The organism is Burkholderia semiarida (assembly GCF_029268935.1).
Taxonomy (GTDB): Bacteria; Pseudomonadota; Gammaproteobacteria; order Burkholderiales; family Burkholderiaceae; genus Burkholderia; species Burkholderia semiarida.
This window is the reverse complement of record NZ_JAHLCL010000008.1, coordinates 209,253-224,577: the sequence shown is the minus strand read 5'-3', so window position 1 is coordinate 224,577 and position 15,325 is coordinate 209,253. Positions and strand designations below refer to the sequence as shown.

At 69.5% G+C, this 15,325-nt stretch carries 14 protein-coding genes; 9 read left to right on the top strand and 5 right to left on the bottom strand.

The window, feature by feature from the left end:
* Positions 1-39: 39 nt before the first annotated feature.
* Together KPB06_RS24295 and KPB06_RS24290 are read right to left on the bottom strand one after the other, a co-directional pair.
* Positions 40-1,050: a 3-hydroxybutyryl-CoA dehydrogenase gene (locus KPB06_RS24295; protein ID WP_275905975.1), complete on the bottom strand. Its 1,011-nt coding sequence runs from the start codon at positions 1,048-1,050 to the stop codon at positions 40-42.
* Positions 1,047-2,153: an NAD/NADP-dependent octopine/nopaline dehydrogenase family protein gene (locus tag KPB06_RS24290; protein ID WP_059580138.1), complete on the bottom strand. Its 1,107-nt coding sequence runs from the start codon at positions 2,151-2,153 to the stop codon at positions 1,047-1,049. The genes KPB06_RS24295 and KPB06_RS24290 overlap by 4 nt, the downstream gene beginning before the upstream one ends.
* Positions 2,154-2,302: 149 nt before the next feature.
* On the opposite strand from KPB06_RS24290, the gene KPB06_RS24285 reads away from it, so the two are divergent.
* Positions 2,303-3,277, top strand: coding sequence for an AraC family transcriptional regulator (locus tag KPB06_RS24285; protein ID WP_059580135.1), 975 nt, complete (start codon positions 2,303-2,305; stop codon positions 3,275-3,277).
* The gene (locus tag KPB06_RS24280; protein WP_059580133.1) at positions 3,274-4,311 is read left to right on the top strand and encodes a LysR family transcriptional regulator; all 1,038 of its coding nucleotides are present in this window, start codon (positions 3,274-3,276) and stop codon (positions 4,309-4,311) included. The genes KPB06_RS24285 and KPB06_RS24280 overlap by 4 nt, the downstream gene beginning before the upstream one ends.
* A 44-nt stretch (positions 4,312-4,355) precedes the next feature.
* Here KPB06_RS24280 and KPB06_RS24275 read toward each other — a convergent pair whose 3' ends face one another.
* Positions 4,356-5,474 (bottom strand): porin, encoded by a 1,119-nt coding sequence (locus KPB06_RS24275; protein ID WP_089465407.1) that lies wholly within the window; start codon positions 5,472-5,474, stop codon positions 4,356-4,358.
* Between the two features lie 410 nt (positions 5,475-5,884).
* Here KPB06_RS24275 and KPB06_RS24270 point away from each other — a divergent pair, with 410 nt between their 5' ends.
* Together KPB06_RS24270 and KPB06_RS24265 are read left to right on the top strand one after the other, a co-directional pair.
* Complete coding sequence (locus KPB06_RS24270; RefSeq protein WP_059580128.1) at positions 5,885-7,288, top strand: spinster family MFS transporter; 1,404 nt, start codon at positions 5,885-5,887, stop codon at positions 7,286-7,288.
* Between the two features lie 213 nt (positions 7,289-7,501).
* Entirely contained in the window at positions 7,502-8,482 is a 981-nt protein-coding gene (locus KPB06_RS24265) for a PDR/VanB family oxidoreductase (RefSeq protein WP_099317121.1), read from the top strand.
* A gap of 120 nt (positions 8,483-8,602) precedes the next feature.
* On the opposite strand, the gene KPB06_RS24260 is transcribed toward KPB06_RS24265, so the two are convergent.
* Entirely contained in the window at positions 8,603-9,520 is a 918-nt protein-coding gene (locus tag KPB06_RS24260) for a LysR family transcriptional regulator (RefSeq protein WP_275905976.1), read from the bottom strand.
* A 140-nt stretch (positions 9,521-9,660) separates the two neighbouring features.
* Here KPB06_RS24260 and KPB06_RS24255 point away from each other — a divergent pair, with 140 nt between their 5' ends.
* The 3 genes from KPB06_RS24255 to KPB06_RS24245 all read left to right on the top strand — a co-directional run bounded on the left by KPB06_RS24255 (position 9,661) and on the right by KPB06_RS24245 (position 11,896).
* The gene (locus KPB06_RS24255) at positions 9,661-10,944 is read left to right on the top strand and encodes an aromatic ring-hydroxylating oxygenase subunit alpha (protein WP_060967911.1); all 1,284 of its coding nucleotides are present in this window, start codon (positions 9,661-9,663) and stop codon (positions 10,942-10,944) included.
* Positions 10,941-11,444, top strand: a complete 504-nt coding sequence (locus KPB06_RS24250) for an aromatic-ring-hydroxylating dioxygenase subunit beta (RefSeq protein WP_059640303.1) — start codon at positions 10,941-10,943, stop codon at positions 11,442-11,444. The genes KPB06_RS24255 and KPB06_RS24250 overlap by 4 nt, the downstream gene beginning before the upstream one ends.
* Before the next feature lie 65 nt (positions 11,445-11,509).
* Positions 11,510-11,896 carry a tautomerase family protein gene (locus tag KPB06_RS24245; RefSeq protein ID WP_275905977.1) on the top strand — a complete coding sequence of 129 codons (387 nt, stop codon included), beginning with the start codon at positions 11,510-11,512 and terminating at the stop codon, positions 11,894-11,896.
* 50 nt (positions 11,897-11,946) lie between these two features.
* On the opposite strand, the gene KPB06_RS24240 is transcribed toward KPB06_RS24245, so the two are convergent.
* Entirely contained in the window at positions 11,947-13,494 is a 1,548-nt protein-coding gene (locus KPB06_RS24240) for a sensor histidine kinase (RefSeq protein WP_275905978.1), read from the bottom strand.
* Positions 13,495-13,646: 152 nt separating this feature from the next.
* Between KPB06_RS24240 and KPB06_RS24235 the strand changes: the two genes are divergently transcribed.
* Both KPB06_RS24235 and KPB06_RS24230 read left to right on the top strand, forming a co-directional pair.
* Positions 13,647-14,840: an acyl-CoA dehydrogenase family protein gene (locus KPB06_RS24235; RefSeq protein WP_275905979.1), complete on the top strand. Its 1,194-nt coding sequence runs from the start codon at positions 13,647-13,649 to the stop codon at positions 14,838-14,840.
* A 101-nt stretch (positions 14,841-14,941) separates the two neighbouring features.
* Positions 14,942-15,319 (top strand): hypothetical protein, encoded by a 378-nt coding sequence (locus KPB06_RS24230; RefSeq protein WP_060967914.1) that lies wholly within the window; start codon positions 14,942-14,944, stop codon positions 15,317-15,319.
* The last annotated feature ends 6 nt before the right edge of the window (positions 15,320-15,325 follow it).

Below are 15,325 nucleotides of genomic sequence, written 5' to 3'. Positions count from 1 at the left end.
GGCGCGGCGCCGCAAGCGCACGCAGCCGCAACGTCGAGGCTACCCGTCCCGGCCGCGCCGCGCGCTGTCGAACGTCGGCGCGAGCCCAAGATGGTCGAGCAGCCGCGCGAATTCGCCGAGCCGCCGGCGCATGTACGCGGGCACATCCACATTCGCGTAGTCGTGGAAGCCGGCGCCCGTGCGCACGCCGTCGCGGCCGGCTTCCATGTTGCGCACGACGCTCGCGGCCGGCGCGAAGCGCGGCCCGATCTCGCCGGCCAGGTACGTCGACGCGTAATACAGGATGTCGCAACCGCCCCAGTCGATGAATTCGAGCAGCCCGAGCACCGCGAAGCGCGGGCCGAAGCCGGTGCGGATGGCCGTGTCGATATCCTCCGCGCTTGCGACGCCTTCCTCGACCATCCGTGCGGCCTCGTTCATCGCGAGCGCCTGGATGCGCGGCACGATATAGCCGGGCGCCGGCCCGCAGATCACCGGCTTCTTGCCCACGCGTTCGAGCAGCGCCGCGAGCGCGTCGACGACGGACCGATCCGTTACATCGCTGCGGCTAACCTCGACGAGCGGCATCAGCAGCGCGGGATTGAGCCAGTGTGCGTTCAGCATCCGCGCCGGGTGCGCGACGTAGCGCTGCAATTCGGTGACGATGAACGTCGACGTGGTGGACGCGATCGTTGCGTGCGCATCGACGTGTTCGCCGAGCCAGCGCAGCGCGTCCGCCTTGGCATCGAGCACTTCGGGCAGCGCTTCGAACACGATATCGGCATCGCGCACCGCGTCGGCCGCGCCGTCCCGCGCGACGATCGCGATGCGCGCGACGACGGCATCCGCCTGTGCGGCATCGATGCGGCCCAGCGCGACCTGCGCATGCAGCGGCCGGGCGATCTCGTCACGCGTGCGATCGTCGAATGCGCGACGGCCGGCCGCATCGCGCGGCTTGAAGTCGATCAGCGTCACGTCGAGGCCCGCGAACGCGAACACGAGCGCGATGCCCTGCCCCATGCGCCCCGCGCCGAGCACGTGGATGCGCGTCACTTCCGCGGCCGCCTTCATGCCGTGTACCCCGCGCCGAGCAGCACGCGCAGCGCGTCGCGTGACAGCGTCGCGAGCCCGAGCCGTTCCAGCGTGCGGCCTTCCGCGTACAGGTCCCGCACCGCCACCGCGCTCGCGATGCCCAGCAGTCCCTGCGCGACGGGCGTCGGCACGCCGGCCCAACGCCCGCACGACACGATGAACGACAGCCCGAGCCGGGTGTCCTCGAGCATGTAGCGATGCGTGCGCAGATCGATCTTCTCGCGCCAGTCGCCGCTATCGGTCAGCTTGCCGTGCGCGCCGCGCCCGTACATCCACTCGTCGCCTTCGGTCGCGTAGTGATCGGCGAGCGGAAAATGCGGCGCGCGGTAGCCGAGCGCTTCGCGCACCGCGATACGTTCGGCGTCGAGCGCGTTCGTCACGCGGCGGATCGACGGCTGCGTGCCTTCGTTGTGGATGTCCCACGCGTCGAAGTGTTCAAGCGGCCCGGCGTTCATCAGGATCAGCGGCGGATGGATCACCGGGCCCGCGTTCATCAGCGCGCCGGACAACGCATCCTCGACCGCCTCGACCGACGGATAGCCCGCACGCAGCACGTCGAACGCCCAGCCGGCCGCGTTCGCCGGCCACACGCCGGTCGGCAGGCGCGTCGCGTACGCGCTGATCACGACGTCGTTGTCGCCATGCTTGCGCACGAGGTACGGCAGCGTGCCCGTTTCGGCGAACGCGACGCGCGCACGATTGCCGGCGTCGGCCGCCGCGCGGGCGAACACGACGCTGCCGAACGTGCCGGGCGGCAAAAACACGACCTGGCCGTCCTCCAGCAGCGGCGCGACCTGCGCGGCGAGCGCGTCGTGCGACGTGGCCGGCAGCGGCACCACGACGAGCCGCGCGCCGCTCAACGCGGCGGCGAGATCGTCGGTCAGGCGAATCGCGCCGGGCGCGTCGCCGAGCGGCACCGTGCGCTTGCCGCGATAGTCGGTGACGTTCAGCACGCCGAGCTCGTGCAGCCGCGCATGCGGCGCGCGGTCGCGCCGCCACCACGTCACGTCGTGGCCTTTTTCGAGCAGGTCGATGGCCGCCGCATGGCAGCCGTGGCCGCCGCCCAGAACACATACCTTCATCGTTTTCTCCCGGTGATCGAGTCTGTCCGAGACTACGCGGCCGCCTGCGCCGCGTCGCTTCAAAACGCGCAACGACGCGCCCGTTCGCGCAACGCAATCGCGGCGCCGTGCGCGACGCTGCACGCCCGCCTCCGCTTCGAGGTCTAGGAATGGACATCGCCCTTTCCCGTCATGCGCCGAACCGGCTCGGCACGCTGCAGGCGCCCGATGAAGTCGAACGCGCGGTCGCGCATCGTCTCGGGCCGCACCGGATGGCCGCGTCCGGCCGCGATCCGTTTCATGCGGAGCTGTACGAGGTGCCGCTGCATCACGGCGCGCTGCTCGAACTCTGCTACGGCCGTGAAACGCGCATCGATTTCGGCGACGATGCCGATCACTTCCTGTTCCGGCTGACGCTCGCGGGCGCGTGCGAACTGCAGGCCGGCAGCGTCGTCGCGCGCGCCGGCCCCGGCGCGCTGACCGTGTCGTCGCCCGCGCTCGCGAGCCGCCTGCGCACGAGCCGCGATTGCCGCAATCTCGTGCTGCGGCTCGAACGCGGTGCGCTCGAACGCAAGCTGCAGGACATGCTGCGCGCGCCGCTCACGCGGCCGCTGCAATTCGACCTCGCGACGAGCGGCGCGGGCGCGGGCGCCGCGCTCGTGCTGTCGACCTTCGAATACCTGTGCCGGCTCGGCGCGCAGCCGCGCATCGGCACGGCGTCGCCGGTGGTCGGCGCGGACCTCACCGCGTGGCTGATGTCGCTGCTGCTCACGCACCTGCCGCACGCGTACAGCGACGCGCTGCTGCGCGGCACGCCACCGCTGCCCGCGCACGTGCGGCGCGCGTGCGATCACGTCGATGCGCACCTCGGCGAACCGCTCGCGCTCGCCGTGCTGGCGGCCGTCGCGGGCGTCGCGCCGCGCACGCTGCAGCATGCGTTCCGCGCGTTCCTGCACACCACGCCGGCCGCGTACGTACGCGAGCGCCGGCTCGCCGCCGTGCACGCGGCGCTGCAACGCGGCGACGCGCGCAGCGTGACCGACGTGCTGATCGCGCACGGCATCCATGGCTTCGGCCATTTCGCGAAGGCGTATGCGCGGCGTTACGGCCACGCGCCTTCCGTCACCGCGAGGCAGACACGTTGACGCTCTCCACTCCCGGCCGCGCGACGGCCCCCGCCCGCCCCGAAGCCGCGCCGCACGACGGCGACTCGCCCGACGGCCTGCGCGTGCAGGATCTCGATCTCAACCTGTTGAAGACGTTTCGCGCGGTGTATGAAGAGCGGAACGTCGGCCGCGCGGCGCTGCGGCTCGGCGTCACGCAGCCGTCCGTCAGCCACGCGCTCGGCCGGCTGCGGCTGATGTTCCGCGACGCGCTGTTCGTGCGCACCGGCACCGGCGTCGAGCCGACCCCGCGCGCGCAACGGCTCGCGATCTCGGTCGACAAGGCGCTCGCGATCCTGCAGGACGTGCTCGACGAAGGCTCGCGCTTCGCGCCCGACAGCACGCAGCGCGTGTTCCGCCTGCACATGAGCGATTTCGCGGCGAGCGCGTTCCTGCCGACGCTGCTCGCCGCGTTCGACCGGCGCGCGCCGGGCGCCGTGATCGAGACGCTGCACGTCGACGAATGCCAGCTCAACGTCGCACTCGAATCGGGGCGCATCGACTTCGCGCTCGGGCATTTCGCCGATGCGTCGAGCCATTTCCAGCGCACCGCGCTGCTGCACGAGCGCTGCGTGCTGCTGATGCCGCGCCGCACCGCCCGGCGCGTCGGCCTGCCCGACGATTTCGTGCTCGACGGCGCGGCGCCCGACGCGCTTCGCTTCGTCGCGATCACGTCGCATCCGCAATCGATGCAATTGCTCGAACGGCACGAACTGATGCCGCGCGTGCGCGCGGCGCTGCCCGATTTCATGGTGGTGCCGGCATTACTGCAAGGCGGCGACTATGCGCTGATCCTGCCGGAGACGATCGCGATCACGTTCGCGGCGCGCCAGCCGTGCGTGCTGTACGAAGTCGCCGGCGCCGGCGAGTGGGCCGTCAACGCGTACTGGCATCGCCGCTTCGACGCGGACCCCGGCCATCGCTGGCTGCGCGCGCTGCTGCTCGAACTGTTCAATATCGGCGAGCAGGCGCCGTTCGACGCATGGCTCGCGCCGCACCCGCCCGCCTGCGCGTAGCGGCGCGAGCGGGCCCGCACCAGGGCGCGGGTCCGCCAAAACGCTCAGAACGACGTGAGGATGCCCGCGACGAGCGCGCTCGCGGTCGCACCCGGCTTCGCGACCGCGACGCCGCCGCCCGCCGCGCCGTTGACGACGAAGCGCGCATGCGCGCCGTTGCGCACCATCGCGGCGCCCGTGTACAGCACCGTGCGCTTCGACAGCGGATAGTCGAAGCGGATGCCGTACGAATCGGCGTTGCCGTCGCTGTCGGCGACCTTCCGGTAATGGCCGACGCTCAGCAGCAGCGACGCGCGTCCGATCGGCACCGTCGCGCTGAGCTCCATGATGTCGCTGTGCGGATACGCGCTCTGGCTGTCGACCGCAGTCGCCACATCGGGGCCGCCGCGATGGCGCATATACAGCGCGGCCACCTTCACGACGTTGAAGTCGTACGAAATCGCGCCGAGCGTGTAGTTGCCGTTCGCGGCCGGGCTCGTGTTGCCGAGCGTCGATGCGGCTACCGGGCTGAACTTCTGCTGCATGTAGTCGACGTCGACCGACAGCCCGCCGCGCACGTAGTTGATGCCCGCGCCGTACGTATCGCCGAGCGTCGCCGGCTGCCCGGCCGCGCCATTGGCGCCGCGCGCGGCCATCGCGCGCAGCATGAAGCCCGCGTAGCGCGGCGACGTGTAGCGCATCGAGTTGCGCACGCGCAGGAACGCGGGCCCGACGAAGTTGTTGGTCGCGTTGCCCCAGGCGAGCCCCGCGCCGAGGCCGGGCAGGCTGTACGTGACGAGCGTCGTATGCAGGATCGTGTAGAGCTCGCCGAACTGCACGCCGCCGAACGGCCCCGTGATGCCGACCCACGCTTCGCGGCCGAACAGCGCGCTGCTGTTCGACAACGCACCGTTCGCCGCGTTGAAGCCGTCCTCGAGCTTGAAGATCGTCGCGTAGCCGCCGCCGAGATCCTCGACACCTTTCAGCCCCCACTGCGACGCCCACAGGTTGCCGCTGCCCATGCGTGTCACGTGGTTCGGCCCGGCGTTCGCGTATTCGATCGCGGTGTCGATGCGGCCGTAGAGCGTCATGCTCGATTGCGCGGCGGCCGGCAGCGTCATGCACGCGAGCAGCGCGGCAAGCAGTACGGCAAGCCGGTCGGCCCGCCCGTTCGGTTGGTTCATCTGCGTCGTCCCGTAGAAGTTGCGGCGCCTGTCGGCATCGCGCCGCGCGGTGTGAAGCGCGTTCGCCTTGAGACGCGAACGCCGCCGATCAAAACCCGGCCGAGTCTAGGAACGACAATTTCGGACGTCGACGCAATGCGCTCTATAACGCTTATAGACGCGCCGCATGATGCGCGCGCGCCCCGTCGCACGTACGCTGCGGGGCGGCTCGCGCGCAAGGCCTCGGTGTTTTCTTTATCCGCGTCGGTAAATGTCCGTGTGGCGCGGCTGTCACTCCGGCTATGGCGGCCGAATTTGGCCGACTACGCTGCGTCACCGATCGTGTCACCCGCACGCGTTCGCGCCGCGACGGCGCCCGGCCCGCGAGGCCGATGCCGCGCGTTTCCACCGCCCGCTCCTGGAGAACCCGCATGTCCGCATCCACGGCCCGCGCTGCCGACGGCAAGCGCTATACGTACGAATGGTATGTCGTCGTCATCTGCATGCTCGCGTACATCTTTTCGTTCGTCGACCGCCAGGTCCTCGTGCTGATGATCGAACCGATCAAGCGCGACCTGCACCTGTCCGATACGCAGTTCAGCCTGCTCAACGGCTTCGCGTTTTCGCTGTTCTATGCGGTGATGGGGCTGCCCGTCGCGTATCTCGCCGACCGCTATGCGCGCCCGCGCATCATCTCGCTCGGCATCGCGCTGTGGAGCGTCGCGACCGCCGCATGCGGGCTCAGCCAGCATTTCGTGCAGATGTTCGTCGCGCGGATGGGCGTCGGTGTCGGCGAGGCCGCGCTGTCGCCCGGCGCGTATTCGATGCTCGCCGACTACTTCCCGAAGGAGAAGCTCGGCCGCGCGATCGCCGTGTATTCGCTCGGCTCGTTCATCGGCGGCGGCATCGCGTTCCTGATCGGCGGCTACGTGATCGCGCTGCTCAAGCATGCGAGCGCGTTCACGCTGCCGATCGTCGGGCAGGTGCATGCCTGGCAGGTCACGTTCCTGATCGTCGGGCTGCCGGGGATCCTCGTTGCGCTGCTGTTCGCCGCGACCGTGCGCGATCCGCAGCGCAAGGGGCTCGCGCAGGATCGCTCGGGCGCCGTGCGGCGCGTGTCGATGCGCGATTCGCTGCGCTTCGTCGGCGCGCATCGCGCGACCTTCGCATGTCACTACCTCGGCTTCTCGTTCTATGCGATGACGCTGTACTGCCTGCTGAGCTGGACGCCCGCGTTCTATATCCGCCACTTCGGGATGACGGCCGTCGAAGCCGGCTACACGCTCGGCATCGTGCTGCTGGCCGCGAACACGGCCGGCGTGTTCTGCGGCGGCTGGCTCAACGACTGGCTGCTGCGGCGCGGCCGAAGCGATGCGCCGATGCGTGCCGGCGCGATCGGCGCCGCGTGCATGGTGATTCCCGCGACGCTGTTCACGCAGCTCGACAGCCTGCCCGCGTCGCTCGCGATGCTGGTCGTCGCGATGTTCTTCGCATCGTTCCCGATGCCGACGTCGACCGCCGCGATGCAGACGCTCGCGCCGAACCAGATGCGCGCGCAGATCTCCGCGCTGTTCCTGCTCGTGTCGAACCTGATCGCGCTCGGGATCGGCACGACCGTCGTCGCGCTATTCACCGATCGCGTGTTCGGCGCGCCGGCCGCGGTCGGCCATTCGATGGCGATCGTCAACGTCGCGGCGGCCACGCTGGCCGCGCTGCTGCTCGCCGCAGGGTGCCGCCACTATCGCCGCAGCCTCGAACGCGAACGCGGTCATGCAGCGGCATCGGCTTCGGCCGACGCGGCCGTCGACGGCGGCAACGCCATCGCCGTTCGCTGAAGCCGCGCGGTTCACCGATCGCGTGGTCCGCGCACCGGCCGCGCGATCGCCGCCACGCCGACCGGCGACAATCGGCACACTCACCATCATCCATCCCGCTTATTCCAACATCGATTTTTAATCGATTTGATTTATGCGAGGCCCATCCCTATTCTCGATTGCATGCCGGCGCGGGCTCGGCCGCGCCGCTTTTCTCTACCCACGGAATTTCCCATGCAAGCGAACCGCCACCAGGTCCGGATCGACGCGCTGATCGACGCGGCGCAGGACATCCGCTGTTTCCGGATCTCGCGCGTCGACGGCCAGCCGTTCGACGCGTACGAACCCGGCGCTCATATCGACGTCACCGCGCCGTCCGGCATCACGCGGCAATACTCGCTGTGCGGCAACCCCGACGAGCGCCGCAGCTACCTGTTCGCGGTGAAGAAGGAAACGCACTCGCGCGGCGGCTCGCGTTCGCTGCACGACGACGTAAGCGTCGGCGCCGAATTGTCGATCGGCGCGCCGCGCAACCTGTTTCGCTTGACCGATGCCGCGAGCGAGCACGTGTTGGTCGCGGCCGGCATCGGCATCACGCCGCTGCTGTCGATGGCGTATGCGCTGAACCGGCGCGGCGCACGCTACCGGTTGCATTACTTCGCGCGCAGCCGCGATCACGCGGCCTTCGTCGACGAATTGTCGGCCGAGCCGTTCGCATCGCACGTGACGTTCCACTACGGCGTCGAGCCCGATGCGCTCGCGGCCGAACTCGGCCGCTGCATGGAGTCGATCGACTCGAGCGCGCATGTCTATACGTGCGGGCCCGGGCCGTTCATGGATGCGGTCGTCGCCGCCGCGGTCACGCGCGTTCCGGAAGACGCGATTCATCTCGAACGCTTCGCGGCGGAACCGTCGGCGGGCGTCACCGCCGCGGATGACGCCGCGGCGGACGGCTTCGAAGTGCGCCTGCAACGCAGCGGCCAATCGGTGCGCGTCGCACCCGATACGTCGATCGTCGACGCACTCGCGAAGATCGGCATCGAGGTCGATACCTCATGCGGCGAAGGCGTGTGCGGCACCTGCATGGTGCCGGTGCTCGACGGCGAACCCGATCATCGCGATCACTGCCTGAGCAAGGCCGAGCGCGCGAGCAACACGGTGATCTGCTGCTGCGTGTCGCGTGCGCGCTCGCCCGTGCTCGTGCTCGATCTCTGATGCGCGGGGCGCGCTGGCGCATCGCGATCTAGAGATCGACTGACGCACCGATGCGCTGAAGGTCGGGACGGGCCGGCGCCGGCGACACGCGGCCGCCGCCCATCTCGCACCGCCCGATCGTCATTCGTCGAAACGCTCGACGATCTCCGCGAGCAGCGCGCGCATCCATGCGTTGCCCTCGTCCTCGTGGAAATGCTCGTGCCAGTGCATCGTCACCGGCGCGGGCGGCAGCGTGACCGGCAGGTCGTACAGCCGGAACGCGTTGTCGCGGTTGAGAATCCGCGCGAGCCGCTTCGGCAGCGTCGCATACAGATCGGTGACCGACAGCACGCTCGGCAGCGCAACGAAGTGCGGCACCTCGAGCGCGATGTTGCGGCCCACGCCTTGCGCGCGCAACGCATCGTCGAGCGCGTGGTGGCTGTGCTCGACCGATTTCACGTTCACGTGCGCGGCGCGCACGAACTGCTCGAGACTCAGCGCGGCGCCGGCCGGCAAGCCGCGCCGCCGGCCCGTCATGCACACGTAGGTTTCCTCGAACAGCACCTGGTGGCGCGTGCGCGGCATCAACTCCGGCAAGTTGCCGATCGCGAAGTCGAGCCGGCTCGCGCGCAGCGCTTCCTCGATCTCCTCCACCGGCAGCGGCTGCACGCTGAGCGTCACGCGCGGCGCGCGCTCGCGCAGCGCCCGGCAGATCGCCGGCAGGTACGCCATCTCGCCCGCATCCGACAGCGACAGCCGGAACGTGCGCGTGCTGGTGGCCGGATCGAAGCGCTCCGCGTAGCGCAGCGCGACGCGCACCATGTCGAGCGCCTTGCCGACGATGCCGGCGAGTTCCAGCGCGACCGGCGTCGGCTGCATGCCGGCGCGCGTGCGCACGAACAGCGGATCGTCGAACAGCGTGCGCAGCCGGCCGAGCGAATAGCTGACGGCCGGCTGCGACAGCGCAAGCCGCTCGCCGGCCTTCGTCAGGCTGCGTTCCTCGACGATCGCCTGGAATACGCGCAACAGGTTCAGATCGAGATGATCGACCGATGTCATCGTGACCTCCATCATTTGCCGCATTTATTTGATCGTCGATTTTAGATCAATTTGACCGATATGTAGCAGAAGACGAGACTGATCTCCGGACGCTGCGCCCGGCGCGGCCCGATTTTCGCGACTCTTTCCCCACGACGACGATGAGCGACATTGCCTACCAGACGATCGACACCCGCGCGTTGCACGGTCTCGCGCAGCCCGACCGCATCGCGCCCGCGATGTACCACGACCCCGCGCTGTTCGAAGCCGAGCTCGACCGCATCTTCTACCGCACCTGGATCTGGGTCGCGCACGAAAGCGAACTGCCGAACCCGGGCGACTTCATCACGACGACGATCGGCCGCCAGCCGGTGATCGTCGTGCGCGACAAGACCGGCGAGATCAACGTGCTGCAGAACCGCTGCCGCCATCGCGGCGCGACCGTGTGCGAAGCGCACAAGGGCAACGCGAAGGGCTTCACGTGCCCGTATCACAGCTGGTCGTACGCGCTCGACGGTACGCTGCGCGCGCTGCCGTACGGCGACGGCTACGAAGGCGTGTGCGACAAGGGCGACCTGCCGCTCGTGAAGCTGCGCGTCGGCGTGTACCAGGGGTTGATCTTCGCGAGCTTCAACGACGCGATCGAGCCGCTCGAGGATTTCCTCGGCGGCGCGAAGCCGTGGATCGACCTGTTCATGAAACAGGGCGCCGGCTACCCGATCAAGGCGAATGGCGAGCACAAGTTCAGGTTCAAGGGCAACTGGAAGATCCAGCTCGAGAACACCACCGACCTCTACCACTTCCCGGTCGTGCACAAGTCGTGGATGAAGTCGATCGACGACGAAACGGCCGCCGCGATCACGCGCTTCATGACGAGCGAGGACGCGTTCTGCCGCGCGCTCGGCAACGGCCACAGCCTCGCGGTGCTGATGCCCGAGCTGATCGATCTCGACGCGGACGACGGCGCCCCGCTGCCCGAACGCTTCGCGCCGCTCGCGGCGAAGCTCGCCGAGCGCCACGCGCCGGACGAAGTGCGCCGCATCGTGCGCTCGCTGATGGGCGTCGGCTTCAACCTGAACCTGTTCCCGAACCTCGCGCTGTCGATGGCGTTCTTTCGCGTGCTGCGGCCGATCTCCGCGAACGAAACCGAGATCCGCCACGTCGCGCTCGCGATGGACGGCGGCCCCGACGAAGCGAACCGCGAGCGCCTGCGCATTCACGAACACTTCCAGGGCCCGTTCGGCTTCGGCAGCCCCGACGACGCGGAAGCCTGGGAGCGCGTGCAGCGCGGCGCGCATGCGGGCCCCGACGTGCCGATCCTCGTGAATCGCGGGCTGAACCGTGAAATTACCGCCGCGAACGGCGAAAAGACCGCGCATGCGACCGACGAAACCGGCATGCGCGAGGCCTACCAGCAGTGGCGCAAGATGATGGAGCAACAGTGATGGACGACCGCAACGCCCTCTTTTCCGAGCAGACCTTCGCCCGCGCGGTCGAATTCGTGTGGCGCGAAGCCGAGATGCTCGACCGTCGCGACTACCGCGCATGGCTCGACCTGTGGGATCCGGCCGGCCACTACGTGGTGCCGATCGATCCCGACGCGACCGACTTCGCGGCGACGCTGAACTACGTGTTCGACGACCACGACATGCGCGAGAAGCGCGTGCAGCGGATGGTGTCCGGTTACTCGGCGTCGGCCGCCGACGCGGCGCGCACGGTGCGCACCGTGTCGCGCTTCACGCTGGAGAGCGGCAGCGCCGACACCGTCGAGCTGAAATCGGCGCAGGTCGTCGTCGCGTACAAGCGCGGTGCCGCGACGCTGTTCGCGGCCGACGTCACGCACAAACTGCACGTCGATGCCGACGGCGAGATGCGGATCGCGGAGAAGGTCGTGCGCCTGATCGACTCGACCGAAGCGCTCAGCGCGATCGGCTTCCTGCTGTAAGCCGTGGCCGGTTCACCGCTGCACGCGCAAAGGTGAACCGGTCACCTTCACCTTTCCGAGCCATCATGCCCACACTCGAAGTTTTCCTGCCGGCCGGCCATGACGATGCGCGCAAGGCCGAGCTGATCGCGAGACTGACCGGTGCGACCGTCGACGCGATCGGCGCACCGATCGAATCGGTGCGCGTGCTGCTCACCGAACTGCCCGCGACGCATATCGGCCTCGGCGGCCGCAGCGCCGCGGACGGCGCGCCGCCGTCGCTGCCGGTGATCGTCGCGATCCTGATCGCCAGCCGCACCGACGAGCAGAAGCGCGCGCTGATCGCCGCGCTGTCCGACGCGGGCGCGAACGTGCTCGACGCGCCGCTGCAGGCGACGCGCGTGATCATCAAGGACATTCCGAACACCGACTTCGGCATCGGCGGCCGGACCGCGCGGGCGCTGGGGCGCTGACGATGCGCCGTGCGCCACCGCCCCGCCGCGACGCGCCGCCGCGGTTGCGCTCAACCATCGGCGAGCGGCAACGTGACGCGGCAGTCGAGCCCGCCGCCTGCGGCCGCGCTCGCGGCGATCCGCCCGCCGTGGCGCGCGACGATGCTCTTGCACAGCGACAACCCGATTCCGTTGCCGCCGGCCTTCGACGACGAGAAGCCGTCGAACAACCGCTCGTGCGCGCCGGCCTCGATGCCCGGGCCATTGTCGATCGCACGCAACTCCGCCTGGCCGGCCACGTTCGCGGTGCCGAGCGTCAGCGTGCGCGGCACGCGCTCGCAACTGGCGAATGCCTCGATCGCATTGAACGCGAGATTCAGGATCACCTGCCCGATCAGCACGCGCTCGCAACGGATCGGCAGCGGTGTGTCGGCCTGCACGATCGCGACCGTCACGCCGGCTTCCTTCGCGCGCAGCTCGATGAAGTACGCGACGTCCGCGAGGATGTCGCGCAGGTCGGCCCGCGCGACGACCGGCTCGCGCTTCACGATGAACTCGCGCACGCTCTTGATGATCAGCGCCGCGTGCTCGGCCTGCCGGTCCGCGCTGCGCAGCCCCCAGATCGCGTCGTCGACGGCGCCGTTGCCGTTCAGCCGCCGCACCGCGCCTTCGATGAAATTGCGCACGGCCGCGAGCGGCTGGCTCAATTCGTGCGCGATCACGGTCGCCATCTCGCCCATCGCGTTGTAACGGCCCGCGTATTCGAGCATCCGCGCCTCGGCGCGCCGCGCGTCCTCGATCGCGACTTCGTCGCTCACGTCGCGGAACTGCACGAGCAGCCCGTCGAGATCGCCTTCGATCTCGACCTGCCGGCACAGGATGCGCAGCCAGCATGCCGAGCCGTCGCGCCGCACGATCCGGTAGCGCTGCGGCGCGGACGGATGCGCCGACGGTGCATCGCGCAACTGCGCGACGAGCCGGTCGCGATCGGCTTCGGCGCAGTAGTCGAGCACCTCGCCGAGCGGTTCGCCGGGCGCGAGCCCGAGCACGCGGCGGCCCGACTCGCTGATGAACTGCACGCCGCCGTGCGGCGTCACGACCGCGATCCCTTCGTCGAGATCCTGCATGAACTCGCGCAGCCGCGCCTCGTAGCGGCGCAATTGCTGGCGCACCGCCTCTTCCGCGCTGATGTCGCGAAACTGCACCATCACGACGTCGCGCCCGCGCAGCGGCACGTAGGTCGCGGTGGCCTCGGACAGCATGTCGACGCCCGTACGCGATCGATAACACCACTCGTACACCTGCGGTCCGTCGACGAGCGCGCGATCCCACGCGCTCACCGCGATCTCGCGCCGATACTTCGGCTCGGGGCGCGTCATGTCCGGCGCCTTCAGCGGCAGCAATTCCTCGACGGAAAAACCGAGCGCGATGCACGCGGCGCGATTCGCCCACACGATCGCCTTGGTCTGCGCGTCGTGCAGCAGCACGCACGTGGTCAGCGCGTCGAGCAGCCGGTGGAAATCGTCTTCGTCGGGAAAACTCATGATCGGATTCGGAGCAAGGCGCGCGGCGTCGCGCGGCCGGAAGCCCAACATAGCACCGGCGCGCGCCGATCGCATCTGAAGATTTCTTTAGGCCGGCACGGAGCGTCACCAGTCAGGCGGCCCAACGCACCAATTGCTGCGTGTTTTCGGCGTTTCTAGACTAGGTCTGTTTGCATATGAAACGCACATGCGAATGCCCGACATCGCCCCATCCCCAGGAGACTTTCATGCCGCAAGCCGCCCTCGCCATCGAATCCGCGCCGCCTTCGCCGCCCGCGGCCCGTCCCGCGGCCGGGCAGTTGTCGCCGCTCGACGCGGTGATCGAAACCGTCGCCGCGCGCCGCGACGAATTCGACCGGCTGTCGCACGTGCCGCGCGACGTGATCGCGCTGTTCAAGCAGGCCGGCATCTATCGCGCGGGCACGCCGCGCCGCTTCGGCGGCGACGCGCTCGCGCCGACCGCGTTCCTCGACATGATCGAACGGATCGCGACCGCCGACGGCTCGGCCGCGTGGGTCGCGAGCTTCGGCTCCGCGAACGTCTACCTCGCCGCGCTGCCGCTCGACACGCAGGCCGAGCTGTACGCGAGCGGCCCCGATCAGGTGTTCGCGGGCGGCCTGTTTCCGGTGCAGCCCGCGCAGGACGCTCCGGGCGGCTGGCGCGTGAACGGCACGTGGAAATTCGCGAGCGGCTGCAAGGGCGCCGACTGGCTCGGCGTCGGCATCGCCGTGCCGGGCGCGCGGGACGCGGCGCCCAACAAGCCGCGCACGGCCGTGTTCCGCGCCGCCGACGTCGAGATCGTCGAGAACTGGAGCGTGGTCGGCATGCAGGGCACCGGCAGCCACGACCTGCGCGTGAACGACCGCTTCGTGCCCGACGCGTGGACCTTCGTGCGCGGCGGCGAGGCGACGGTCGACGAGCCGCTGTACCGCTACCCGACCGTCGCGTATGCGGCGCAGGTGCTGGCCGTCGTCAACCTCGGCCTCGCGCGCGCGGCGCTCGACGTCGTGAACCGGATGTCGGGCGGCCGCCAGACGACGACCGGCGCGCCGCGTCTCGCCGATCGCGCGTACTACCGCATCGAGCTCGCGAAGGCCGAGGCGCAACTGCGCTCGGCACGCGCGTTCTTCTACGACGCGACCGATACCGTGTGGCAATCGATCCTCGCCGGCAATCCGGTGACGCCCGACCAGGTCAGCCTGCTGCGGCTCGCGGCCACGCAGATCGCGCGCGAAGGCGCGAGCGTCGTCGAACGCGCATACCGCCTCGGCGGCACGGCGGCGATCTATCGCACGCATCCGTTGCAGCGGCTGCTGCGCGATGCGATGGTCGTCACGCAGCACGCGTTTCTCGGCGAAGGCAACTTCGACGGCGCGGGCGCGGTGTTCACCGGCGTCACGCCGTTTCCCGGCTATCTGTGACCGGCATCGGCCGAAACCGCGATGCATACGCATGAAACCGGATCCGGAGCGCGCTCGCCGGCCGGATCATGCACCCAACCGATTCCTCTGGAGAACCCGATATGTCCGATTCGAATCCGCTGCCGCTGCGCGTGCTGTTCTGCTGCGGCGTGTCGCAGAATTTCTTCGACCTGCCGCGCGAGCGGATCGGCGAAGTGTGGCAGGCGTACGGCGCGATGCTCGCGGCCGTCGAGGCGATGCCCGGCGTGCGCGTGCTCGGCGTGATGGACGACGACCGCCTCGTGGTCGGCCAGGCCGACGGCGCGCCATGGACGTTCTACATCATGGCCGACGTCGCCGATTTCGACACGGCGGTCGCCGTGTGCAACCTGTACCGCACGACGCCCGTCGGCGAATACAACCTGTGGCGCTACGGCAAGATCGAGGCGCGCGTCGGCCGCGCGCTGACCGTGCCGCCGGCCGCGAAGCCCGCGGCGTGAGGCGCG